General features: G+C 72.6%; 22 protein-coding genes. 12 read left to right on the forward strand and 10 right to left on the reverse strand.

Annotation, left to right across the window (positions count from 1 at the left end; all coding sequences use genetic code 11):
• Window positions 1-30: 30 nt before the first annotated feature.
• On the reverse strand, window positions 31-477 hold the full coding sequence (locus ACIOWN_RS26795) for a VOC family protein (protein ID WP_362349037.1): 447 nt from the start codon (window positions 475-477) through the stop codon (window positions 31-33).
• 192 nt (window positions 478-669) lie between these two features.
• On the opposite strand from ACIOWN_RS26795, the gene ACIOWN_RS26800 reads away from it, so the two are divergent.
• Window positions 670-1,401: an MgtC/SapB family protein gene (locus tag ACIOWN_RS26800; protein ID WP_362349039.1), complete on the forward strand. Its 732-nt coding sequence runs from the start codon at window positions 670-672 to the stop codon at window positions 1,399-1,401.
• A 19-nt stretch (window positions 1,402-1,420) separates the two neighbouring features.
• On the opposite strand, the gene ACIOWN_RS26805 is transcribed toward ACIOWN_RS26800, so the two are convergent.
• The 4 genes from ACIOWN_RS26805 to ACIOWN_RS26820 form a co-directional block, all read right to left on the reverse strand.
• Complete coding sequence (locus tag ACIOWN_RS26805; RefSeq protein ID WP_362349041.1) at window positions 1,421-1,849, reverse strand: ATP-binding protein; 429 nt, start codon at window positions 1,847-1,849, stop codon at window positions 1,421-1,423.
• A 188-nt stretch (window positions 1,850-2,037) separates the two neighbouring features.
• Window positions 2,038-2,841, reverse strand: a complete 804-nt coding sequence (locus ACIOWN_RS26810) for a zf-HC2 domain-containing protein (protein WP_362349043.1) — start codon at window positions 2,839-2,841, stop codon at window positions 2,038-2,040.
• A gap of 25 nt (window positions 2,842-2,866) precedes the next feature.
• Window positions 2,867-3,400, reverse strand: coding sequence for a sigma-70 family RNA polymerase sigma factor (locus ACIOWN_RS26815; protein WP_362349045.1), 534 nt, complete (start codon window positions 3,398-3,400; stop codon window positions 2,867-2,869).
• A gap of 490 nt (window positions 3,401-3,890) precedes the next feature.
• On the reverse strand, window positions 3,891-4,055 hold the full coding sequence (locus tag ACIOWN_RS26820; protein ID WP_401983536.1) for a hypothetical protein: 165 nt from the start codon (window positions 4,053-4,055) through the stop codon (window positions 3,891-3,893).
• On the opposite strand from ACIOWN_RS26820, the gene ACIOWN_RS26825 reads away from it, so the two are divergent.
• Genes ACIOWN_RS26825 through ACIOWN_RS26835 form a run of 3 tightly spaced genes read left to right on the forward strand, consistent with a single transcriptional unit; the run spans window position 4,045 to window position 5,812 of the window.
• A complete protein-coding gene (locus ACIOWN_RS26825) occupies window positions 4,045-4,290 on the forward strand; it encodes a plastocyanin/azurin family copper-binding protein (RefSeq protein WP_362349049.1) in 246 nt (81 codons plus the stop codon). The genes ACIOWN_RS26820 and ACIOWN_RS26825 overlap by 11 nt on opposite strands.
• Entirely contained in the window at window positions 4,287-5,342 is a 1,056-nt protein-coding gene (locus ACIOWN_RS26830) for a metallophosphoesterase family protein (RefSeq protein WP_401983537.1), read from the forward strand. The genes ACIOWN_RS26825 and ACIOWN_RS26830 overlap by 4 nt, the downstream gene beginning before the upstream one ends.
• Window positions 5,339-5,812 (forward strand): hypothetical protein, encoded by a 474-nt coding sequence (locus ACIOWN_RS26835; RefSeq protein ID WP_362349053.1) that lies wholly within the window; start codon window positions 5,339-5,341, stop codon window positions 5,810-5,812. Before ACIOWN_RS26830 ends, ACIOWN_RS26835 begins: the two co-directional genes overlap by 4 nt.
• Here the strand turns inward: ACIOWN_RS26835 and ACIOWN_RS26840 are convergent.
• Window positions 5,763-7,421 (reverse strand): alkaline phosphatase family protein, encoded by a 1,659-nt coding sequence (locus ACIOWN_RS26840; protein WP_362349055.1) that lies wholly within the window; start codon window positions 7,419-7,421, stop codon window positions 5,763-5,765. The genes ACIOWN_RS26835 and ACIOWN_RS26840 overlap by 50 nt on opposite strands.
• Window positions 7,422-7,821: 400 nt before the next feature.
• Between ACIOWN_RS26840 and ACIOWN_RS26845 the strand changes: the two genes are divergently transcribed.
• The 3 genes from ACIOWN_RS26845 (at window position 7,822) to ACIOWN_RS26855 (ending at window position 10,756) form a co-directional block, all read left to right on the forward strand.
• On the forward strand, window positions 7,822-9,705 hold the full coding sequence (locus ACIOWN_RS26845) for an ATP-binding cassette domain-containing protein (protein ID WP_401983575.1): 1,884 nt from the start codon (window positions 7,822-7,824) through the stop codon (window positions 9,703-9,705).
• Window positions 9,706-9,841: 136 nt separating this feature from the next.
• Window positions 9,842-10,228: a DsrE family protein gene (locus ACIOWN_RS26850; RefSeq protein ID WP_362349057.1), complete on the forward strand. Its 387-nt coding sequence runs from the start codon at window positions 9,842-9,844 to the stop codon at window positions 10,226-10,228.
• 195 nt (window positions 10,229-10,423) lie between these two features.
• Window positions 10,424-10,756, forward strand: a complete 333-nt coding sequence (locus tag ACIOWN_RS26855) for a putative quinol monooxygenase (RefSeq protein WP_401983539.1) — start codon at window positions 10,424-10,426, stop codon at window positions 10,754-10,756.
• A 51-nt stretch (window positions 10,757-10,807) separates the two neighbouring features.
• Here the strand turns inward: ACIOWN_RS26855 and ACIOWN_RS26860 are convergent, their stop codons facing one another.
• Complete coding sequence (locus tag ACIOWN_RS26860; RefSeq protein ID WP_401983541.1) at window positions 10,808-12,658, reverse strand: exo-alpha-sialidase; 1,851 nt, start codon at window positions 12,656-12,658, stop codon at window positions 10,808-10,810.
• A gap of 257 nt (window positions 12,659-12,915) precedes the next feature.
• Between ACIOWN_RS26860 and ACIOWN_RS26865 the strand changes: the two genes are divergently transcribed.
• Window positions 12,916-13,794: an endonuclease/exonuclease/phosphatase family protein gene (locus ACIOWN_RS26865; protein ID WP_401983543.1), complete on the forward strand. Its 879-nt coding sequence runs from the start codon at window positions 12,916-12,918 to the stop codon at window positions 13,792-13,794.
• Window positions 13,795-14,083: 289 nt separating this feature from the next.
• Here the strand turns inward: ACIOWN_RS26865 and ACIOWN_RS26870 are convergent, their stop codons facing one another.
• On the reverse strand, window positions 14,084-14,806 hold the full coding sequence (locus tag ACIOWN_RS26870; RefSeq protein ID WP_362349065.1) for a CBS domain-containing protein: 723 nt from the start codon (window positions 14,804-14,806) through the stop codon (window positions 14,084-14,086).
• A gap of 178 nt (window positions 14,807-14,984) precedes the next feature.
• Here ACIOWN_RS26870 and ACIOWN_RS26875 point away from each other — a divergent pair, with 178 nt between their 5' ends.
• On the forward strand, window positions 14,985-16,034 hold the full coding sequence (locus ACIOWN_RS26875; protein ID WP_401983545.1) for an aldo/keto reductase: 1,050 nt from the start codon (window positions 14,985-14,987) through the stop codon (window positions 16,032-16,034).
• A 216-nt stretch (window positions 16,035-16,250) separates the two neighbouring features.
• Here the strand turns inward: ACIOWN_RS26875 and ACIOWN_RS26880 are convergent, their stop codons facing one another.
• Both ACIOWN_RS26880 and ACIOWN_RS26885 read right to left on the reverse strand, forming a co-directional pair.
• Entirely contained in the window at window positions 16,251-17,309 is a 1,059-nt protein-coding gene (locus ACIOWN_RS26880; RefSeq protein ID WP_401983547.1) for a P1 family peptidase, read from the reverse strand.
• A 49-nt stretch (window positions 17,310-17,358) separates the two neighbouring features.
• Window positions 17,359-19,539 carry an MMPL family transporter gene (locus ACIOWN_RS26885; protein WP_401983548.1) on the reverse strand — a complete coding sequence of 727 codons (2,181 nt, stop codon included), beginning with the start codon at window positions 19,537-19,539 and terminating at the stop codon, window positions 17,359-17,361.
• Window positions 19,540-19,748: 209 nt separating this feature from the next.
• Between ACIOWN_RS26885 and ACIOWN_RS26890 the strand changes: the two genes are divergently transcribed.
• From ACIOWN_RS26890 to ACIOWN_RS26900, 3 genes are all read left to right on the forward strand, one after another.
• Window positions 19,749-20,873 carry a histidine kinase gene (locus ACIOWN_RS26890; protein ID WP_362349073.1) on the forward strand — a complete coding sequence of 375 codons (1,125 nt, stop codon included), beginning with the start codon at window positions 19,749-19,751 and terminating at the stop codon, window positions 20,871-20,873.
• The gene (locus ACIOWN_RS26895; RefSeq protein ID WP_362349075.1) at window positions 20,870-21,532 is read left to right on the forward strand and encodes a response regulator transcription factor; all 663 of its coding nucleotides are present in this window, start codon (window positions 20,870-20,872) and stop codon (window positions 21,530-21,532) included. Before ACIOWN_RS26890 ends, ACIOWN_RS26895 begins: the two co-directional genes overlap by 4 nt.
• A gap of 652 nt (window positions 21,533-22,184) precedes the next feature.
• Complete coding sequence (locus ACIOWN_RS26900) at window positions 22,185-23,183, forward strand: UbiA family prenyltransferase (RefSeq protein WP_401983549.1); 999 nt, start codon at window positions 22,185-22,187, stop codon at window positions 23,181-23,183.
• The last annotated feature ends 126 nt before the right edge of the window (window positions 23,184-23,309 follow it).

A 23,309-nucleotide genomic window follows, 5' to 3' on the forward strand; every position in this document is an offset into this window, starting at 1 on the left:
GGCCGGGTGGGTTCTTCCCCGCCGTCTTCGTCAGTCCTCCGCGTCCGCCGCATCGACGGCCGTCAGTGTCACGGTGCCGTCGTCGGCGACCGACCAGCCGGGGTTGTGGCACACCTCCCAGCGGTGGCCGTCCGGATCGGCGAAGTAGGCGTGGTAGCCCCCGAACGCCGCGCGTTGCGGCTCCTTGAGGACCGTCGCCCCCGCCGCACGAGCCCTCTCCACGGCCACGTCCACCTCGGCGGGCGAGTCGAGGTTCCGCGCAAGGGTGAAGGGGGTGCCGGCCAACGCCGCCTGCCCGGTGTCGGCGCCGAGGTCGGCCAGGGGGAAGAGCCCCAGGGCCAGCCCCCGGCCGACCTGGTAGAAGACGATCTCGTCCAGGTCGAGCAGCGGTGTCCAGCCGAGGCCCTCGGTGTAGAACCGGCGGCTGACCGTCAAGTCCCCCACACCCAAGGTCACCAGGTTCAACTGCTGGTCCATCGATCGCCCCCTGCGCCGTCTGGAAATGGCCGTCCGGGCGCAACGCTACCGCCCGCGACGGGACGGCCGTCGGCCCCCTCCTTGCCTCTTTAGCCGGAACCGGTGCGCGAACTCCCGGCGGTGCTGATCGTGACGTGCCAGGTTGGGGGTAGATGTCGGCTTGATGGAGAACGTACGGGTCAGGAGGTGCGTGTGACAGGGCTCGCGGCGGCGTTGTGGGACGTGAGCAACGGGCAGGGTGCGCGGCAGCTGTCCGAGCTGGGGCTGGCGCTGCTGTTGTCGAGCCTGATCGGCTGGGAGCGGGAGGCCAAGCAGAAAAGCGCGGGCCTGCGGACGCACACGCTGGTCGGGATCTCCAGCGCCTTGATGATGGAGGTCTCGCAGCACGGGTTCACCAACGTCCTGGGGCTGGAGAACGTCTCCTTCGACCCGTCCCGGGTAGCGGCGCAGATCGTCTCGGGGATCGGGTTCATCGGCGGCGGGCTGATCTTCGTGCGCCGGGACGCGGTGCGCGGCCTGACCACGGCGGCGACCGTCTGGCTGACCTGCGCGGTCGGCATGGCCTGCGGCGGCGGACTGCCCATCCTCGCGATGGCGACCACCATCGTGCACTTCCTCGTCGTCCGCGGATACCCCTTCGTGCTGTCCACCCGGCTGCTGCCGGGCACGTCCACCCACGTCTTCGAGGCGCGCCTGACCTACCGGACCGGCACCGCGCTGCTGCCGCGCCTGATGCAGGTCTGCACCCGCATGGGCTTCCGCATCCTCCAGGTCAGGGTGGAGCGGCTGCCCGGCCGCACCGACGACGCGGCGAAGGTGCTGCTGGAACTGGAGGGCGCCCAGGATCCCGCGCAACTGGCGTCCGAGCTCTTCCAGGACGACGGCGTGATCGACGTGGAGATGAGGGCGGGCGACGAGGAATAGGGGCGCGTACGGGTCGGCGTCATGCCCGGCACCGCAGGCAGGCGCGGACCTCTCGGCCGCCGCGGGTCTGGTGGACCTCGGTCGACTCCGCGAGGTAGCGGACGATGCCGGTGCCGCGGCCGTGTTCGTCCGGGGCCGCCTCGCGCCGGCAGTGCTCCACGGCGGTTCCGGAGTCGCTGACGACGATGTGCAGGGTGTCGTGGTCGAGGAAGAGCAGCAGCGTCATGTGCTCACGCCCGTACTGGGCGGCGTTCGCGGCGAGTTCGTCGACGATGAGGACGGCGGAGTCCCGCTCGCTCTGGGGGACGCGCCAGCAGTCCAGCAGGTCTGCCGCGAAGTGACGGGCGGCCGGGACGTGCGCCGCCTGCGCGGGGAGGGTGAGCAGCGCCTGGTGGCTGCAGTGCGAGAGCAGTGGGGGGCTCGGACAGGCGGGATCGGTCACAAACATGGTCGTGTGGCTCTTCTGTAGGGTGCGGAGGCCGGAATCCGAGGGGCCGCCCGTGAACCGGGTGGAATCGCTTCGGTTTTACCCGAGTTGGACCCCTCATCCAGTTGCACGGAGAGCGAGTACCACATGGTTCGGGGCTGATTGCACCTTTCGCGGTTTTTCTGCGGGTGCGGGTTCCCGGGCAGCGCCTACGCCCGGATCGTGACCAGCTTCTGACCATTGTCCGTGATGATCTCGAAGTGCTGGATGGCCCCCGGTGAGAGGGGCACGGCTCCGGGAATCGTGGTGCCGGGAGGGTACTGGCCCGCCCGCCAGGTGGCGGCGTCCGCCCTGCTGCCGCCGGGCCCGATCGCCTGCAGGCGGCAGACGATGCCCGCGGGCGCCCCTCCGGCGGAGACCTGGAGGACGCTGCCCCACGCGGAGGGCGAGACCTTCACCGACGCGGTGACGCCGGTGGCGGCATCGTGTCCGGAGAAGGTGCGCGACGGGACCTGCGCGGTCGGTCCGGGCGGTGTCGCCTCACCGATCACGGATCCGCTGGTGGCGAGCCAGGTGCCGCCGATCGCCGACCCGATGAGCGCCAGGGAGGCGGCCGCTCCGGCCCACTGCAGCCGCCAGGTCCTGCGGCGCCTGGTCGCGGCCTGCTGGAGCATCCGGTCGAGGAGGCCCGCCTCGGGTGCCTGAGGGGCCGCCGGGGGCGCGCCGGAGCGTTCCGGAGGCGTGTCCGACGTGCTGTCGGCGGCCCGCCGCACCAGCCGGTCGGCCAGGTCCCCGCCGGCCGCGGGCATCGGCGCCCCCGAGGCCTCGAGGCCGACGTCGGCTTCGGTGACCGTCGCGAGCAGGGCCGGCAGTCCCGCCAGTTCGGCGTGTTCCTGCCGGCACGCGTCGCACGTCGCGAGGTGGGCACGCACCTGCTCGCTCTCCGCCGGGGAGAGCGCGCCCAGGACGTATCCGCCCAGCGCCAGCCGGAGGGCGTCGTGGTCCGCGTTCATGGTCGGCACCTCCTCCACGCCGCCGTCATGACTCGATCCCCCGTTCCTGGAGGGCCAGCCTGAGGGCGTGCAGGGCGTAGTAGGTCCGCGACTTCACGGTGCCGAGCGGGATGCCCAGCGCATCGGCGGCCTCCACCATGGTCCGGCCCCGGTAGTACGTCTCCATGAGGACGGCGCGGTGGTCCGGGGAGAGCGTCCGCAGGGCGTCGGCCACCGCCCAGCTCTGCAGCGCCTGCTCGATCTGGTCCTCGCCGCGCGTCTGCTCGGCGGCCTGCTCCAGGGCCTCGCCGTCCACCTCGGCCGGCCTGGCCCTGCGGGCCCGGTGGCCGTCGATGACCACGTGCCGGGCGACCGTGCAGAGCCAGGCCCGTGCCGGACCGCGATCCGGTTCGAACGCGTCGGGGTGCTGCCACGCGCGCAGCAGCGTCTCCTGCACGACGTCCTCGGCCCACTGCCGGTCTCCTGAGGTCAGTCGCAGCACGTAGTGGAAAAGGGGGCCCGCGTGCTCGGCGTACAGAGTGCGGAGCAGTTCCTCGTCCGTGGTCGCAGCGGTCCCCATACCAGGGACACGGCGCGCGGAGCGATCCGGATCGGCCGTTGGACCACGTTTTCGGTGAGCCCATGGCATATGCCGATCATCGCGCATATGCCCCCTTTTGTCGTGTCGCGCCCAGCGGGCCGCCGCCGGCCGCGGAGAGAGCAGTGCGACAAAAAGGCGCTCGATCACCGAACCGTACGGCCGTCGCCGTCCGTGAAACCACGCAAGAGCGCGGATACGCGCCATATCCCCCACGGGTCCGGTCCCGCGCGTCCGCGCGCGGCCCGACTCGGCCTCTCCGTCCCGATCAGTTGGGAACGATCACCATGCACCTGAACATCGGTCCACCCTGTCCACCGCGTCGCCCGCGTCGCCCACATCCGCCGCGCCGGCGCTCACGCCTCGCGGCCGGAGGGCTGGCCGTCGCGGCCGTCGGCACGCTGGGGCTGCTCAGCGCGTGCGGCCAGTCGTCGCATTCCCCGTCGGCCGCGGCCGGCGGCATCACGCCTGGTCAGGGGCAGAGCCAGCCGGCCGGGACGCCCGGCGCCACCGGGTCGGGAGGCCCGGCGGGCCCCTCGACGGGCGCCGCGCCGATGCCCAGCATGACCATGCCCATGACGTCCCCGAGCGCGCGAGCACCGGCCGCGCCGGTGTCGGGGAGCACCGTGGCGATCAAGAACTTCGCGTTCTCCCCCGCCACCCTGAAGGTCAAGACGGGCACGACGGTGACCTGGACCAACCAGGACACCGACGCGCACACCGTCACCAGCACCGGTTCGGGCGGCCCGTTGCGTTCGGCCGCCCTGGCCACCCACGCCACGTATCGCTACCGGTTCACCGCGCCCGGCACCTACCACTACCTCTGCACGATCCACCCCTTCATGACCGCCACCGTGGAGGTGACCCGATGACCGCGTACCCCGACAGGCCCGACGACAGGCCCGACGACAGGCTCGATCCGGCACCGCTGGACGACACCGGGCAGCCCGACGGCCCGAACGGCATGACCCGGCGCCAACTCCTCCGGCACGCCGGGTGGTTCGGCGGTGCCGTGGTGCTGACCGTGGCGAGTGGGGAGGTGATCAGCCACATCGCCGACAGGAGCGGCGCCCCCGAAGCCGCGGCCCCCGGGACCACGGCCGCTGGAGCCATGGCGGCGGGAGCCGGTGCGACGGCGAGCGGCGCCCTGCGGTTCGTGCAGGTCTCCGACAGCCACATCGGCTTCCAGGGCCCGGCGAACATGGACGTGGCCGGCTCCTTCTCCGAGGCGATCCGCCAGGTCAACTCGCTCGGCTTCCGGCCCGACTTCGTGATGCACAGCGGGGATCTGACCCATCTCTCCACGCCCTCGCAGTTCGACCAGGTCAGGCAGATGATGACGGGGATGCGGACCGACCGTGTCTTCACGGTGCCCGGCGAGCACGACTCCATCGGCGACGCAGGACGCGCCTACCGGCAGACCTTCGGCAAGGGCACGCTCGGCGAGGGCTGGTACAGCTTCGACACCCACGGCGTGCACTTCATCGCCCTGGTCAACACCCTGAGCCTGGAGAAGCTCGGCCATCTCGGCGAGGAGCAGATCGAGTTCGTCCGCAGGGACCTCAGGGGACTGTCCTCGGACACGCCCATCGTGGTCTTCAGTCACATCCCGCTGTTCGCCATGTACCCGCGGTGGGGCTGGAGTACGGACGACGCGCTGCGCGTCATCGCGCTCCTGCGCCGCTTCTCCTCCGTCACCTGTCTCAACGGGCATGTCCATCAGCTCTTCACCAAGACGGACGGCAACATCACCTTCCACTCCGCCACCACCACGGCCTATCCGCTGCCGAAGCCAGGACGGGCCCCCGCGCCCACTCCGCAGGTCGTGCCCGCCCGGCAGCTCAAGGACGCGCTCGGTATCCGCACGGTGGGCTACCGGCAGGGCGACCGGGAGCTGGCGATCAAGGACGAGAGGCTGGCATGACCGCCGGAGGACTCCTCGCCCCGGCCGCGCGTACCGCGATCGCCGCCACGCTCGCCGGGAGCGGATACATCCACGCCCGGCTCTACGTCGACGCGTACCGCTTCCTCCCCGTCGTGGGGCCCCTGTTCCTGCTCCAGGCGAGCGTCTCCTTCGCCGTCGCCGCGCTGCTGCTGATCGGGATGCCGCCACTGCTGAGGCTGGCCGCCGCGGGGGTGGCTCTGGGCGCCCTCGGCGGCTTCGCCGCCTCCCGCACGGTGGGCGTGTTCGGATTCACCGAGCACGGTCTGCGGCCCGCACCGCAGGCCCTGCTCAGCATCCTGGCCGAGGCCGGCACGCTGCTGCTCCTGGCCGTCTGGCAGGCCGTCGCTTTCCGGCGGCGCAGCGCGGCGTCTCCGGTGGGAGCGCCGGTGCCGGGGGCCGCTACCTGGTCCTGCGGCCGCCGGCGGCGACGGCCGCGGACAGGTCGTTGACGACCGCGTCACGGGTGGCGACGGGCTTCAGGCCGTAGCTCCGCTCGATGGTGGCGAGGATGGAGGTGGTGTCGTAGACGGTGTGGTCGACGCCCGAGCGCGGCAGCGAGCGGGAGACGACCAGGGCCGGGACGCGAGTGCCGGGGCCCCAGGCGTCGTGGGCGCCGCGCGTGGGCGAGCCCGGTCCGGGGGGTGGCAGGTGGTCCCACTGGCCGCCGAACTCGTCGTAGGTGACGACCACGAGCGTGTCACGGGCCTGCGGGCCCTCCGTCACGGCCCTCAGCAGGTCGACGAGGTGGTCGCTGCCGTACGCCTCGGCGGCGTAGCCGGGGTGCTCGTTCTCGGCACCGTAGGGCTTGACGAAGCTGACGGCCGGCAGGGTGCCGGCCCCGGCCGCGCGCAGGAACTCCGTCTCGTCGCGCAGGTGGCGGCGGCCCGGCGTGCCGGGGGCGTAGCCGGCGAAGTAGTTGAACGGCTGGTGGTGGTACTGGAACAGCGGCCCGGGGTGCCCGGCCTCCGCGTCGTCCCAGCCGCCGGAGTACCAGTTCCAGGAGATGCCTGCGGCGGTGAGCCGGTCGCCGATGTTGGGGTACTTCGTGTCGTCGATCAGCGGGATCCTGGGGCCGCTGCCGTGCGGTGCGCTGGACGGCTGCACCGTGTTGACGGCCAGGCTGCCGCACGCGTGCGCGTAGTCGGCCGGAGCGCCGTCCGGGCAGGCGGCGGTCAGCGCGCCGTCCACCACCGGGCCGGTCGCCCTGTACAGCGGGTACGACGTGGGCATGCCGTTGGCGTCGAGGACCGTGTTCTTCGCGCCGGACGCGCCGCCGCTGGTGTCCCGCGGGGCCCGCGCGGCGATCAGGTACTGGTGGTTGAGGAAGGAACCGCCGAACGCGCCCTGGAAGAAGTGGTCGGCCAGGACGTAGCGCGGGGCGCCCGGGGCGTGCAGGTAGCGGTGGATCGGCAGTGACGTGGTGGCGTAGTGGCCCATGGTGAGGCCGGCCGCGTCGGAGGCGGTGACGTAGCGGTCCTGCCGGCCGCCGTCGATGGCGTACCGGTTCTGGTAGAAGCGGTGCACCAGGTCCCGGGTGCAGCCACCGGGCAGGGCGCCCGGAGAGTCCTTGGCCACGCCGTCGTCCGCCCGGACTCCGGGCGCCGGGCAGGTGCGGTCCCGCGGCCGGATGTGGTCGTCGATGGTGAACGGCTCGTTGGCGAACGCGCTCGCCTCCAACCCGTGGGCGGCGTCGCGGCAGGTCGACGGGAGGGGCGGACTGGTCAGGTTCACGTCGTTCTGGAGCAGGCAGCGATAGGGCGTGCCGTCCTGGGCGCGCTGGGTGCGCTGCCGGGCGGTGGCCCGGGCCAGGCCCTCGACCTTCTGGCCGCCGACCGGTCCCCAGGTGCCGTAGAGGTTGTCGAAGGAGTGGTTCTCCTCGTAGATCACGACCAGGTGCCGGTAGCCGCCGGGCAGCGTGTGCGACGCGCGCTGCGGCGGCTGTGCGGTGTCCGAGGCCGCCGAGGAGGTCAGGACCACGACCAGGGCGGCCACCGTACCGGCCGCGACAGCGGGCAGTCGGCGTCCGGCAGGCGGCCAAAGTCGTGTGCTGCGTCCCATGTGGCTGTCTCCAGCGGTGGTTGACGGCAGGTCAGGAGCCGGCTCCGGCGCGCGCGTCGATCGGGCCAAGGTGTGCCGGCGCGGAGAAAGGTAGCGGGTCGTCGCCTCCTCGGGCAGGGGACGCGCCCGGCCGTGGGCAAGCGGATCGGCCGGCGGTGCGGACCGGGGCCGCGCCCTGCGAAACCCATGGGCCCCAGGCGTCTCGGGCATCGGCGTTTCGGCCAACCCGCCCTCGCCGGCGGCGGCTCCACTGCGGCGGCCACCCGAGCGACCCCTTGCAGCTCAAGGGGTCCACCGCGTCCGGAATCGAGCGTGTTCGATTCTCCCGGCACCTCGTTGTACCGGGCACTGCCGAGCCATCCAGGCGCGGTGCGAGCCCCAAGGAGGGATTCGGGTGACTGTGACCGACGCCTCGACCGTGAACGGGGAAATGCCTCCCCCTCCACCTCCCGCCACCATCAGCTTCGAGGGCAAGTACGGCAGGAACCCGCTGGCGGAGGCCGGTTTCGGCGCCATGTGCCGCCGGCTTCCCTCCGTGCTCGGACACACCGCGCGCATGGCCTGGTCCGTCGACAGGACCGGCGTGGTGCTCCTGCTGGCCTGCCAGTTGCTCACGGGCGCCACGGCCGCGCTCGTCCTCGCCTTCACCGCACGGGCCATGACCCACATCCTCGGCACCGGTACCGTCGCCGAACGCCTGAACGGCGCGCTCGGCTCGCTGACCGTGGTGATGGCCGCCGCGGCAGTCGGCCGGATCAGCGGCGCCCTGTCCTCCTACGCCGACGGGCGGATCACACCGCTGCTGACGACGGAGGCGGACATCGCGCTCGTCACCGCCGTCTGCCGGGTCGAGGCGTCGGCGTACGGGGAGGACGGCTTCGCCGACCGGCAGGAGGCCGCCGAGGTCGGCGTCACCCGGACCCGGTTCATGGTCCAGGACAGTCAGCGGTTCACGGCCGCGCTCATCCGCATGATCGCCGCGAGCGGCGTCATCACCGCCCTGCACCCGCTGATGCTGCCGCTGCTCCTGCTGGCCGTCGTCCCGGCCGGCGTGGGCGCCGTACTGTCCGCGCGCGTCGACTACGAGACCCACTACCTCAACGTCGGCGACCGCAACGTCCGCTCCATGATGCGCTGGTGGGCCACCTACTCGCGCTACGGGGACGAGGTCCGCGCCAACGGCATGACCGGCTACCTCGTCTACTGGTACCGCGCCCTGTCCGACCGCATCGACCGGCGCACCCTCACCGCCGCGCCCCGTATGCTGCGCATCGTGCTGGCGACCAGCGCCCTGGGCGGCGTGTTCCTGCTCGGCACCTGGGCCACCCTCGCCTGGCTGGCCACCACCGGGCGTGTCGCCCTTCCGGTCGCCGCCACCGCCGTGGTCGCCGTGCAGACCACGCTGGGCGCGCTGTCGCAGTTCGTCACCAACGGCGCCGCCATGTTCCACACCTCGCTCTACCTCGCCGACATGCGGTCCTTCCTCGACATGGCCCGCGACCGCGCCCCCCGGCGCGGTGAACGGACCATCCCCGCACGCGTGGACGAGATCCGGCTCGACGAGGTCGTCTACCGGTACCCCGGCAAGGACGAACCGGCGGTCGACGGGGTGTCGCTCACCCTGCGGCGCGGTCAGATCCTCGCCATCGTCGGTGAGAACGGCTCGGGCAAATCCACCCTGGCCAAGCTCATCACCGGCATCCTCCTTGCCGACAAGGGCCGCGTCCTGTGGGACGGCACCGACCTCGCCGACGCGGATCCCGACGCCGTGTGGAGGCGCACCGCCCTCGTCCCGCAGAACTTCGCCTGCTGGCCCCTGCGCACCCGCGAGAACATCACCCTCGGCCAGCCCCGCACCTACGACGACGGACCGGTCTGGGAGGCGGTCGACGCCGTGGGCATGCGGGAGGCGGTCGAGAAGCTGCCGCGGCAGCTCGACACCCTGCTCGCCAAGGAGCTGTGGGGCGGTGCCGAACTGTCCGGCGGCCAGTGGCAGCGCCTGGTCTGCGGACGCGCGCTCTACCGGCAGACCCCGCTGCTGATCCTGGACGAGCCGACGTCGCAGATGGACCCGCGGGGCGAGCACGGAATCTTCGGGAGGATCAAGGCCATCGCCGGCGAGCGCATCACCATCGTCGTCACGCACCGCCTGGAGAACACCAGGATCGCCGACCACGTCGTGGTCATGGAGCAGGGCCGCATCACCGAGCAGGGCCCGTACGACGAACTCGTCCAGGCGAACGGGGTCTTCGCGGACCTGCTCCGCCTGTCCCAGGACCGCTGACGGACGCCGGGCACGACGGAGGCGCGGCGGTGAGGCGTACGCCCGGTCCGGCCGGGCGGACCGTCCCGCCGGCCGCGCCGTGCCGCGCCGCGCGCGGGCCCCGTCGAGACACTGTCCGATATGCGAGGGTGGTCCCATGAACGCCGAGAACGCCGACGCCGCCAGGTCCGCAAGGTTCGCCAGATCCGGATTCCCCGCTCCCGTACGTGCCGTCGTGGCGGCTCCCGAACCGGACCGCGTGGTGCGCGCGGTGCAGAACCTGGTGGCGGCGGCGGACCGGCCCGTCGAAGTGGAGGTCGTCGCCTACGGCGCCGGACTGGACCTCGTCCTGGGTGAGGAGTCCGGTGAACAGGTCACCCGGCTGCTCGAGACCGGGGCGCGCGTCCTCGCCTGCGCCGACAGCCTTTCGGGGCGCGGCCTGACCGCCGACATCCTCGTGGCCGGCGTGGGGGTCGTACCGGCCGCCGTGTGGCACCTGGCCCTCCGTCAGCACGAGGGATGGTCCCTGGTCCCGCTGGGATGACGCGACCGGTTCCGGTTGCCACCCGGCCCGACGGGACTGCCTCGTGTGCCTGCGATCCCCATCAGGTTCCGCCCCTTCCCCCGTCCGGCGGTGCGCCGCCACAGCCCCGGGTGGTTCGTTCCCCGTCGGCTACGATCATCAAAGCCTGCCGTGTCCGGCCCGTCACGGCTACGGCCTTTTTCTTGAGGGAGACCGATGATCTTCATCACCGCCAAGTTCCGCGTCCGCCCCGAGTACGCCGACCAGTGGCCGCGGATCGCCGCCGAGTTCACGGCGGCCACCCGCGCCGAGCCGGGCTGCCTGTGGTTCGACTGGTCCCGCAGCGTCGAGGACCCGACGCAGTACGTCCTGGTCGAGGCCTTCCGCGACGACGAGGCGGGGGCGGCCCACGTGCGGTCGGAGCACTTCGAGGCCGCGCAGCGGACCCTGCCGCCCCACCTGGCCGAGACACCCCGGATCGTCAACACGACTCTGGCGCAGGACGACTGGTCGCTGCTGGGCGAGATGGCCGTCCCCGGACAGGAATGACCCACCGCCTCGCGGGAGTTCGCCCGCGAGGCGGTTCGACGACGGGTCGGGTCAGCCCAGTTCGACGCGCTCGCCGGTGTGCGCGACCACGGTGACGGTGTCGTCCGAGGTCGAGGTCCACTCGGTCATCGGTGTGAAGTGCCCCGCGTTCAGGTCCTCCTGTGAGACGACGTGGTACGGGAAGGCGCACGTGTAGGAGGCGTGCGCCGCGAGGCCGCGCCACCGGCAGTTGCGTGAGTCGGCCGCCGGGTCGAGATCCCTGAGGTTCCCGCTCGGCACCACCGTGGTGGCCGCGTCGGACAGGTTGGTGACGGTGTAGGTGAAGACCAGCCTGTCACCGGCCTGGTAGCCGTCGTGCCGCGGGTTGGTGAGCGTGCCGCCGGTCACCTGGACGCGACCCGGTGTGTTCTCGTCGGCGGTCTTCGGCACCTCGACGGTGAAGGACCCCCGGGATGTGCCCCCCTTGGCGTCCGTGAGCGTGGCGGTCACGGGGTAGGCTCCCCCGGCCGCGTCCCCGGGGACGGTGAGGGTGACGGTGACGCGCTTGGAGGAGTCCGGGAGGATCAGGTCCGGCGGCGTCAGTTCGTACGTCCAGCCCGTCGGCACGCCGAGGCCGAGGTCCTTCACGTGGAGGGCCGACCCGCCCTGGTTCGCCACCGTGAGCTCGAAGGCCGACGTGGCGCCGCGCTCGACCGTGAGGTTCCCGGCCGTCAGCGGCGCGGCGACGCCCTGGAGCCAGGCGAGGTTGAAGCGGGCGAAGCGGATGCCGCCGTTGCCGCCGTCGGGCTCGTAGAGCAGGCCGACCTTGCCGTCGGGCAGGGTCGCCAGCGTCGAGTAGGCCATGCCGGCCGGCTGGAAGACCCGTGCGACCGGCCAGGTCTCGCCGTCGTCGAAGCTCATCCGGATCGTGCCGTTGGCGCGTTGGCCGGTGGAGCCCGCGTTGGAGAAGAGCAGCACCTTGGCGCGGTCCGATCCCTTCGGCGCGTTGGGGAAGGCACGGACGATGGAGGCGTTGTTCGCCGGGTCGGGCAGTTCCCGGTCGATGGTCACGGTGCCGTAGGTGACGCCGCCGTCGTCGGAGATCGCGACCTTGCGGTAGCCGGAGCGCCCCGAGTCGCGGGAGTTGAGCATGACGCGGCCGTCGGAGAGCTCCACGGTCTTGTTCTCGTCCATGCCCGAGCCGACCGGTTCGCCGGCCTTCCAGGTCTTTCCGTGGTCGTCCGAGTACACGGACACGGCCTGGAAGACACCGGCGCCGTTGATGATCGTGTACTGCTGGAGCAGCCGCCCGGCGTACTTGCCGTACTTCAGCTGGATGCCCTGGCCCGACGCGGCGAACCGGGACCGCCAGCCGAGGTCGGCGGTGACGTCCGAGGTGATGACCTCGTGCTGCCAGGTGCGGCCGTCGTCGTGGGAGACGCTGACCTCGGCGTGCAGCACGTTGCGGTCCTGGGGGTCGACGCCCGGCCGGGACCCGCCGAAGCCCTGGTCGAAGGACTTCACGTGGAAGTTGAAGATGTCGCCGGTTGAGCGGTCGACGAGGTAACTGGGATCGGAATAGCCCTCGACGGGCGCCTCCTGCTTCCCCCCGTGGACGACCGTCTGCGTCCCCCAGGTGGCGCCGTCGTCGGTGGAGCGGCGCTGGAGGATGGAGTTGGGTCCGGGCGCGTCGATCGCGTTGGGCCGGCCGTCGTAGGCGGCGAGGATGTCGCCGCGGTTGGTGACGGCCAGTGCCGGGATGCGGTAGTTCGGGAACCCATCCTGGCCGTTGGTCGCGAGTTGCTGCTCCGCGTAGAAGGGCTTGCCTGCCTGCGGGGGCGTGGCATCGAAGTCCGGTGCCTGCTTGGTGGCCGCGGTCGCGGGCACGCCGCCCGCCAGTGCCACGACGGTGGAGAGCCCCACCAGTCCTGCTCCCCATCGGAGCCTTCGCCGGAAGTGAGACATCGCTGTCCTATCGCTCGGAACGGCAGGGCGTCTGCCGCCGTCGTGGATCATATGACGTCAGACGTCCGACGTGAACCCTTCCGTCTGTGGCTTCGTCGCGCTGATGTGCCCTCAGGGCCTCCACGGACGCGGTCTCGACGCGGGCGGGGTCGGCAACCACACTCGTCCCAGGGGCAGTTGCGGCTGTCCGAGGAGACGGTGAAGGAGTCGACGGCATGAAGCCCACGTTCCGACGTCCTGTCCGGCGCGGTCTCGCCGCCGTGCTGGCCGCCACCGCCGCGCTCGCCGTGGCGGCACCGGCGACGGCCGCGGACGCCGGCACCGCCGGGTCCCGCGCCCCGGCGGTCCCGCTGCGGGTGGCGACCTTCAACATCCATGCCGGGGCGGGCGAGGACGAGGTCTTCGACCTCGACCGGACCGCGCGGGCGATACGTGAGCTGCACGCCGATGTGGTCGGGCTCCAGGAGGTCGACGTCCACTGGGGCGCCCGCAGCGACTTCGCCGACGAGGCCCGGGAGCTGGCCAGGACGCTGGGCATGCGGGTGTTCTTCGCACCCATCTACGACCTGGACCCGGCCACCGAGGGCGCCGAGCGCCGCCGGTTCGGCGTCGCCGTGCTGAGCCGTCATCCGGTGCTGGAGGCCGAGAACCACGAGATCACCCGGCTCTCCACGCAGACGCCCGATCCGGTGCCCGCCCCGGCGCCCGGCTTCGCCGAGGTGACGCTCGAGGTCAGGGGTGCGCACGTACACGTCTACGACACGCACCTGGACTACCGGGGCGACCCGTCGGTCCGCAGGGCCCAGGTGGCGGACATGCTCGACGTGCTCGCCGCCGACCGCGGCCCGAAGATCCTGGTCGGGGACTTCAACGCCGAGGCGGACGCACCGGAGTTGGCGCCGCTGTGGCAGCGGCTCGGGGACGCCGACCCGGACGGCGGCGGGACGTACCCGGCGGGCCGGCCCGAAAAGCGCATCGACTTCGTGGCCGTCTCCCCCGACATCACCGTGACCGGTGCCCAGGAGATCGCCGCGGAGGCGTCCGACCACCGCCCCGTCGTCGCGGACCTGGAGCTCCACGGGCGCGGGCACTGAAGCCCCCGGCCCGCCGCCCCTGCGACGGTGGCGGCCAGGGCGCCGAGCCCGTCACCCGTCGCTCCAGCCGCTCGGGGAGCCACCCGGGTCCGGGCGACGAGGGCGGCGTACGGGCCGGGCTCGCGCCGTGCCGTCGCGGCGACGACGTCGACCGGCCGCTGAACGCGCTGGACGGCCTCGCCCGCTGACCGACGGGCTCCGCGTCACGGGCGCCGGCCTCGCCGAGGTCGGCTCCGGTGGGCACCGGTCAGGCCGACGGCAGTGTCCGCCGACGCGTCGACCAGTCGGCTCACCACCGGCTTCCGAGCCGGAGCCGGGGCGGTGACAGTACCCACGACGGGCCGTGCCCGCCGCCCCGCGCCGCGCCCACACCGGTCTCCGGATGAGCCGAACCGCCTTGTACGGCGAGTGAGTCGACGGTGTCGTCCCGGTCGAAGCCGAGCCGGTTCACCACCTCCACCACGCCGTCGACGCTGTCACACAGCCGCACGGTGACGGGGATCAGGCTCCTGCGCTCCACCGTCCCGCTGAGTGTGACCCGGCCCTCGGTGACTTCGACGGCGAGCGCGGACGGCCGCAGGCCCAGCGTCCGGACGATGACGTCCTCCAGGATCTCCTCCTGAATCGCGCGGTCCCGGCGGAGGAACAGCCGCACCAGATCGCGGCGGCTGATCACGCCGATCAGCCGGCCGTCGCCGTCCACCACCGGCAAGCGCTTGACCCGGTGCCGCTCCATGGCCCGCGCGGCACGCACGGCGTGCCAGCCGGGCTCCGCGACCACGGCGGGGCTCGTCATCAGCTCCCCCGCGTTCCTGCCCACGCCGCCGCACGTCTGCCTGCGCAGCAGGTCCGCCTCGGACACCACCCCGATCGGCCGGTCCTCGTCGTCGACCACCGGGACGGCGGTGACGTCGTACTCGTCGAGGACGCGTGCGATCTCCTTGAACGCCGTGCCCGGTCGCACGCTCACGGCGGTGGGGCACATCAACTCGCCCACGCTGCGTCGTCTCATCACTCAGCGCCCTTCCTGTCACCCCCCAGTCCACCGCACGCGCTCCCGTCCCGCTGCGGCCGAACAGCCCACGGCGGGACCCCGAACGTCCCTTCGCCGGCGGCCCGCGCTTGCCTTGGAGCGGACTCCAATCCGTAGGGTCGGCCCACCCAAGTGGACGTCATCCAAGGAGAGTCGTATGCGCCACCGCGTTCTGGGCGGGACCGGCATCGAGGTCAGCCCCTACTGCCTCGGCACCATGATGTTCGGATTCGTCGGCAACGCCGACCACGACGAGTGCGTCCGGATCGTCCACGCCGCGCTGGACGAGGGAATCAACTTCGTCGACACCGCCGACATGTACTCCGCCGGAGAGTCGGAGACGATCGTCGGCAAGGCGCTGAAGGGCCGGCGCGACGACGTGGTGCTCGCGACCAAGGTCCACTTCCCCATGGGGGACGGCCCCAACCGCGGCGGCAACTCGCGGCGTTGGCTCGTCCGAGAGGTGGAGGACAGTCTGCGGCGGCTGGGAACGGACTGGATCGACCTGTACCAGGTGCACCGGCCGGACCACACGACCGACATCGAGGAGACACTCTGGGCCCTCACCGATCTTGTGCGACAGGGCAAGATCAGAGCGTTCGGCTGCTCCACCTTCCCCGCCGACGAGATCGTCGAGGCGTACCACGTGGCCGGACGGCGGGGCCTCCAGCGGTTCCGCACCGAACAGCCGCCGTACTCGCTGCTGGCCCGCGGCGTCGAGAGGCACGTGCTGCCGGTGGCGCAGCGGCTGGGCATGGGGGTGCTGACCTGGAGTCCGCTGGCCTCCGGGTTCCTGACCGGCCGCTACCGCAAGGACCGGGCTCTCGATCTGAGCAGCGGGCGCCCCACCCTGCACCCCGACCGCTTCGATCCGGCGGCGCCGCGCACGGCGGCGAAGCTGGAGATCGTCGAGCAGCTCGTCGAGCTGGCCGAGGAAGTGGGCTGCTCCCTGCCGGAGTTGGCCGTCGCCTTCCCGCTCGCCCATCCGGCCGTCACGTCGGTGATCATCGGTCCGCGCACGATGGAGCAGTTGCACAGCACGCTCAGGGGCAGGTCCGTGGCGCTGGACGACGCCGTACTCGACCGGATCGACGAGATCGTGCCGCCCGGGACCGACGTGTACCCCCCGGACGGCGTCTGGACTCCGCCGTCCCTCGCCGAACCGGCGCTGAGGCGGCGCCCGGCCGGGTCCCGGTCCGCCGTGTGACGCCCGGCCGCACCAGTTCCTGCACCGGCCCGATGGTGAAGCCGCTCGCCGGCACGGACATCTCCCGGATCGTCGCCCTGACCGTACCGGCCTTCCTCCACTGGTTCACGGCGCGCCGGGACACCGCCCGCATACCGGACCGGACCGCATGATCCTCACCACCGAACCGGGGACGAGGACAGGCTCCCCCTCCCCCACCCCCTGACACGAAGTCGGTCAGAGCGCGGGGGTGTCGAGGGCGTCCAGCAGCCGGTCCGCGGGCAGGGCCGCAAGTGTGCGGCCGCCGAAGCCCGTGGTCGTGGTCGCGGCCAGCAGGGAGTTGAGCACCGCCTCCTCGACGGCGTCGAGGACGGCCTCGAAGAGGGGCCCCAGTTCGTCGTCCGCCACCGGGACCGCCTCCGGTCGCGTGCCGAAGGCGATGGCGTAGTCGCCGCTGCCGTGGCTGTAGGCCGCGCCCGTGCGGGCCAGGGCGAACACGGCCCGCCGGGCGACGCGGGTGAGCTGCCGCGCGTCGACGGGGGCGTCCGTGGCCACCACGATCACGCAGGAGCCGGTCTCCGCCGCGGGCGCCGGGTCGCCGGTCAGGCCCAGCGACCGCGGGGTGACGCAGCGGCCGAGCACCCGCAGCGTGCCGCCGAAGTTCGCCTGCACCAGAGCCCCGGCCGTGTACGGCCGGCCCGCCAGTGCGGGTGTGCGCGAGGCGGTTCCGATCCCCGCCTTGAAGCCCAGGGCGCCCGTTCCGGTGCCCGCGCCGACGCAGCCCTCGGCCACCGGACCGCCGGACGCCCCGTCGAGCGCGGCCCGGACGTGCTCCTCGTGCACCGGCCGCGCGCGGATGTCGGACAGGAAGCCGTCGTTGCACTCGCCCACGACCGGGTTGAGGCTCCGCACCTCACCGCATCCGGGCCGTTCGAGCATCCACCCTACGAGGGCGTCGGCGACCCGGAACGCCGACAGGGTGGAGGTGAGCAGCACCGGCGTCTCCAGCGCGCCGAGTTCGGCGATTTGGGTGGTGCCGATGAGCTTGCCGTACCCGTTGCCGGTGAACACCCCCGCGGGCAGCGGCGCGTGGGGAGCGACGTCACCGGGCACGACGGCGGTCACCCCGCTGTGCACGTCGGGAGGACGCCGGACGGTGGCGTGCCCGACCCGGACGCCCGGAACATCGGTGATCGCGTTGAGGGGACCGGTGCCGCCCCGCCCGAAGACGATGCCGAGATCACGGGCCCGAGGCCGGGCGCCCCGTGCCGGCCGCACGTGAGCCATGGGTTCCATGGGACCGGACGCTACGTCATGCACGGCGGGGCCACCCGGCGGCGGGCGGTCAGACCCTGGTCTCCTGCCCGACCCGGGTGTCCGGAGCCGTCGTCGTCTTCCGGGTCCGGCGGCCGGGCATCCACCAGTTGGTGTCCCCGCACAGTTCCATGACCGCGGGAACGAGGATCAGCCGGATGACGGTGGCGTCGACGAGGACGGCGACGGCCATGCCCAGGCCTCCCTGCTTGACGGCGACGTCGGGGCCGAGCAGGGAGGTCGTGAAGACGGCGACCATGATGGCGGCGGCGGCCGTGATGACCTTGGCGGTCCGTGCCATCCCGCGCGCGACGGCCGTACGGGTGTCGCCGGTGCGCTCGTACTCCTCGCGGACCCGCGAGATCAGGAAGACCTCGTAGTCCATCGACAGTCCGAACAGCACCGGGAAGATCATCATCGGTACCCAGGTCGTGACCGGCATCGCGGTGGGGAAGCCGAGGGCCGGGCCCAGCCATCCCCACTGGACGACCGCGACGAGCACCCCGTAGGCGGCGCCGATCGCCAGCAGGTTCATCACGGCGGCCTGGAGCGCGATGGTGACCGACCGGACCAGCGCGATCAGCAGCACCAGGGACAGCGCGATGACGACCGCGATCATCAGGGGCAGGCGCGAGCCGATGTCCTCGGCCGTGTCGATCGTGACGGCGTTCGGGCCGCCGACATGGACCGCCGCACCACCGGGTGCCTTCGGCAGCACGTCGTCGCGGAGCCGGTGGACCAGGTCCGCGGTCGCCTTGTCCTGGTATCCGGTCCTGGGGAAGGCCATGAGGAGCGCGGCCCGCCCGTCCCTGCTGACCTGGGGCGGCGTGGCGTAGGCGATGCCCTCGGTCCCGGCGACCGCTTCGGCGACGGCACGCAGGTCGCCATGTTGGGGACCGGCCTCGGTGGCGAGGATCAGGGGAGCGGCGTAGCCGGGTCCGAAGCCCTCGGAGAGGATCTTGTACGAGGTGTAGCTGCTCCTGTCACGGGGCTGGACACTGGCGTCGGGGTTGCTCAGCCGCATCGACAGCGTGGGCGCGGCCAGCACCAGCAGGACCGCGCCGGCCAGTACCGCGGCGGCCAGCGGCCTGCGCTGCACCACGCCGGCCCAGCGCTCGGCGAGCGTACGGCGCTCCCGCGCCGGGCCACCGTCGGCACCGCTGCGGCGGAACACACGACGGGGCAGGCGCAGCGCGTTGATCCTGTGCCCGGTGAAGCCCAGAAACGCGGGCAGCAGGGTCACCGCGGCGATCATGGTCACCAGCACGATCAACGACGTGGCGACGGCCACTCCGGTCATCAGCCGCTGTCCCATGACGATCAGGCCCAGCAGCGCGATCACGACGGTCGTGCCGGCGAACAGGACCGCGTGGCCGGCCGTGGTGATGGCCTTGACCGTGGCGGTCTCGGGCGTGTCGCCGGCCTCGAGGCCGTCCTTGTAGCGGGTCACGATGAACAGCGCGTAGTCGATGCCGACGCCGAGCCCGATCATCGCGGCCAGGATCGCGGTGAAATCGGGTGCGGGGACCAGATAGGCGACCAGCTTCGTCAGGGCGAGGCCCGCGACGATGGCCGGCAGTGCGGTCACGATCGGCAGGCCCATCGCCACCAGTGACCCGAAGGCGATGAACAGGATCACCGCGGCGGCCACGATGCCCACGCTCTCGGACGAGCCCTGCGGAGGTGTCTCGGCCTTCTCCGCCATCTGTCCACCGAGCCCCAGCGTCACGCCGTCCCCGGAGGCTTCCTTGACCAGGCTCACCAGGGGCCTGATCTCCGACTTCTGCACGTCCTTGACGGTCAGCGGGATGGTCGTACGGGCGATGCGGCGATCCTTCGTCACCAGGCTCTCGTCCTGGTAGGGCGAGGTCACCGGTCCGGTGACGCGTGAGGCGTCCAGATCGGCGACGACCGTCTCGATCCTCTGCCGTGCGGCGGGATCGTCGATTCCCCTGTCCGCCTTGATCGCGAGGGTCAGCGTGTCCCCCTGCCGCTCGGGGAAGTGCTTCTCGATCAGCGCCTGCGCCTTGGCGGAGTCGGAGCTTCCGCCGGAGAAGTCGTTGTCGGGGGCGGCGCCGTAACCGAAGCCGGCGAACGCCACGACGATCACGCCGGCGATCCAGGCCAGGAGCACCAGGCGGCGCCGCCGGTAGCAGAACCGGGCCAGTGCCGCCAGGGCTCCTTCCGTACGGGGGTTGTCGGTTGCCGTCATCTTCTCCTCCTGCGACTGGACGTCGCTCGAGCATGTCCGCCGGACCCACCACCGAACGTCCCCCGGGCGCAGGCACTTCGGGCTGCCGCCGACGGCGCATGCGGCCATGGCGGATACCGCGGACGCCGGCCATGTACCACGGGCGCGGCAGTCGGACGCTCGTGCGTGAGCGGGACCCGCCCGCGGCGCCGTCCGGCTAGGGTGCGCCCATGGACAGAGGACGGTTCGGTGTCCCGGCCGGTGCCGGGGACTGGGCGATCGCCGTCGGTGTGGCGGGGGCGCTGCTGGCCACCGGGCTGTCCGGGCGGCAACCGGCCGGCGACCCCCGCCTGTTCGGCTGCGCGCTGCTGGTGGCCGGCGGCCTGGCGCTGGCCGCCCGCCGCCGGGCCCCGCTGCCGGTGCTGACCGTCACCGGACTGTGCGCGGTGGGTTATCAGGCGGCCGGTTTCGACGTGCCCGCCGTCGCCTACCTGTTCGCCGTGTACGCCGCCGTGCGGGCGGGTCACCGCACCGCCACGGTGGTGGCGAGCGTCGCGATGCTGGCCGCTCTGCCCCTGGCGGCCCTGGTCTCGCTGCACGACACCGGTGAGGCGTTCGCGCGGGCCCGCGGCGCCCTGGAGGTGGCCTGGCTGATCGCGGCCGGCGCGGCGGGCGAGGCCCTGCGGCAGGCCGAGCGCCGGGCCGACGAGGCCGAGCGCACCCGGGAGGAGACCGCGCGGCGCCGCGCCGACGAGGAACGGCTGCACATCGCACGGGAGTTGCACGATTCGCTCACCCACCAGATCTCGATCATCAAGGTGCAGGCCGAGGTCGCCGTCCATGTGGCCCGCAGGCGCGGCGAGCAGGTGCCGGCGTCCCTGCTGGCGATCCAGGAGGCCGGACGTGAGGCGAGCCGGGAACTGCGCGCGACCCTGGAGGCGCTGCGCGACGACGACACGGCCCCGCCGCGCGGACTCGACCACGTACCGGAGTTGGTGGAACGGGCCCGTGCGATCGGCCTGGACGCGACGCTGACGATCAGGGGGCGACGGCACGACGTGCCCGCCGCGGTGGACCGGACCGTCTACCGGATCGTGCAGGAGTCGCTCACCAACATCGCCCGGCATGCCGCCGCGGACTCGGCGTCGGTCCGGATCGACTGCCGTCCGGACGCGCTGACGATACGTGTCGACGACGACGGCAGGGCCACACGGGAGACCACCCCGACGCCCGGCGTCGGACTGCTCGGGATGCGGGAGCGCGTCACCGCACTCGGGGGCCGGCTGCGGGCCGAGCCGCGTGTCGAGGGGGGCTTCACCGTCCAGGCCGAACTCCCCGTGGAGCAGGCGTCGTGATCCGTGTCCTGCTCGTCGACGACCAGCCGCTCCTGCGCAGCGGATTCCGCGCGCTGCTCGACCTGGAGGGCGACATCGAGGTGGTGGCCGAGGCCGGTGACGGGCAGGAGGGCCTGGCCCTGGTCCGGGAGCACCTGCCCGACATCGCGCTCGTCGACATCCGGATGCCGGTCCTCGACGGCATCGAGGTGACCCGGCGCATCGCCGCGGACCCGGCGCTGTCGGGGGTGCATGTCGTCATCCTGACCAACTACGGCCTGGACGAGTACGTTCTGGACGCGCTGCGCGCGGGCGCGGCCGGGTTCCTCGTCAAGGACATCGTGCCGGAGGACTTCCTGCACGCGGTGCGTGTCGCCGCGCGGGGCGACGCCCTGCTCGCGCCGTCGATCACGCGCAAGCTGATCAGCCGGTACGTCACCCAGCCGCTCGACACGGAAGTCGGCCCAGGACTCAAGGAGTTGACCAACCGCGAGCGCGAAGCCGTCGCCCTGGTCGCGCGGGGGCTGTCCAACGACCAGATCGCCGACCGCATGGTGATCAGCCCGATGACCGCGAAGACCCATGTCAACCGGGCCATGGTCAAGCTCCACGTCCGCGACCGAGCCCAACTCGTCGTCCTCGCCTACGAGTCCGGACTGGTGACTCCTCGGAGCCGCTGACCGCGTCCGTCGGCACGCGGGGCCGGGCCACCGCGGGAGCGTCGGCGGGCACGCACCGCACCTCGTTGCACACCGTCCACGCCTTTCCGGCCCGCCGGGGCCCGAGTGCGGCGGCTGCGGGTCGGGTCGGAGACCGGGCGGGTCCGGCGGCTCGTCGGCCGGCACCACCCTGCGTCGTGCACCGGGCCGCCGCGGGCCCGGAAGCCGGCAGGCCGCGCGCCTCCGACCGGGCGAGCAGGGTCACTCCGCACAGTGAAACCCGTGCGCCCGCGGAATGGGCCGTCCCGGCGGGAAACCCTGGCCGCACGGCTGGGATGCGGCAGTGCGGCCATGGACAGGGCCGGCACGGAGAGCGAGATGACCATCGCACAATGTGATCTTCTGTATGTGTCGTCGGGCAGCGGGCCCGAGATGTCCGAGGAGATTTCATGCACGGATCCGCCGTCGCCGACCGGCGGTTCGGCCCTGACGGCCCATGGCGTCCCGGGCGGGGCAGGCGACTTTGGCGCCTCGGGGTCGCGGACGGGCAGCACGCCGACGTCGGTCCGGGCGGCCGCGGAGCGGACCACGCTCGCCGGGGCCGGTTTCGTCCGGGCGGCACCGCCGCTCCACGCCCCGCGGACGCCCGGCGCCACGACCACAGGGAGCGTCCATGACCAGTGACCTCAACACCAAAACCGCCGCAAAGCCGCCGCCTCAGGAGGCCGGCGCCCGCCCCGGCCGGCGACCGGGGGCCCGGCTGTCCGCCTGCCTGCGGCCGGCCAGGCTCGGCGTGGTCGACTACTGCCTCAGCGTGGCCGTCGTCCTGTCGCTGCTGCCCACCGTCCAGCAAGGGCTCGACGGGGCGTCGCTGCTGACGTCGGCCGCGTTCCTGCTGGGCGAGGTGTGCCTGGTGGCGGCGGCCGTCGCGTTCGACGCCGTCACCGGCCACCGGGACGGGAGCGACGCCGTCACCCACGGCCCGGACGCGCCCGCGCGGGCACTGGCCGGCAAGCCGCTGCCGGCCGAAACGCTCACCGGGACGGCCGCGATCCGCTTCGCCGGGTGCGCGCTCGTCGCCGGGTCGCTGTCCTGGGCGGCGGCGCTGTTCTGGGCGCCGCACCGCCCGTTGTGGGCCGTGCTCGCGCTCGTGGCCGCCGCCGTCGTCGTCCCGCAGTACTCCTGGGGTCTGCGGCTCAGCTACCGGGGCTTCCAGGAAGTGTTCCTCGCCGTGGTGGGCTGGGCCTTCGTGCTGCCGCTGTTCGGCCTGCTCACCGGAAAGGCCGGCGGGCTCGCGGCCGTGGAGGCGTTCCTGTTCGGTCTGGGTCCGCTCCTGTCCGGCGTGTACTCCAACACCCACGACGCCGAAGCCGACCGCGCGGCGGGCCGGGCGACCGTCGCGTGTCTGCTGTCCCCCCGCGGCAACCGTCTGTTCATCGGGGCGCTCTCGGTGGTCGAGACCACCGTGATCGTCACCGCGCCGCTGCTGGGCCTCGCCCCGTGGTGGTTCCCGCTCGCCTTCGTCCCGCTGAAGGCGGCCCGCGCCCGGCAGTTCACGGTCGGCATGGTGCGCGGAGACACTCTGCGCGGCCGACTGCTCGGCGTCCGGGCCCACCGGCTCCTGGTCGTCACGCTGGTGGCGGTCAACCTCCTGGTCGCCGGCTCCGCCTGAGCCGGACAGGCGGCGCGGGACGCAGCCGGCGTCCCGCGCTCCGCCCGACCCGCCTCACACAGAGCGGATACGGCGCTCGCGGCCGTCCGCCGGGCCCGGGTCGTCTTCTGATCCGCCGTCGGGCGC

It is taken from the genome of Streptomyces sp. NPDC087787 (genome assembly GCF_044743035.1).
Classification (GTDB): domain Bacteria; phylum Actinomycetota; class Actinomycetes; order Streptomycetales; family Streptomycetaceae; genus Streptomyces.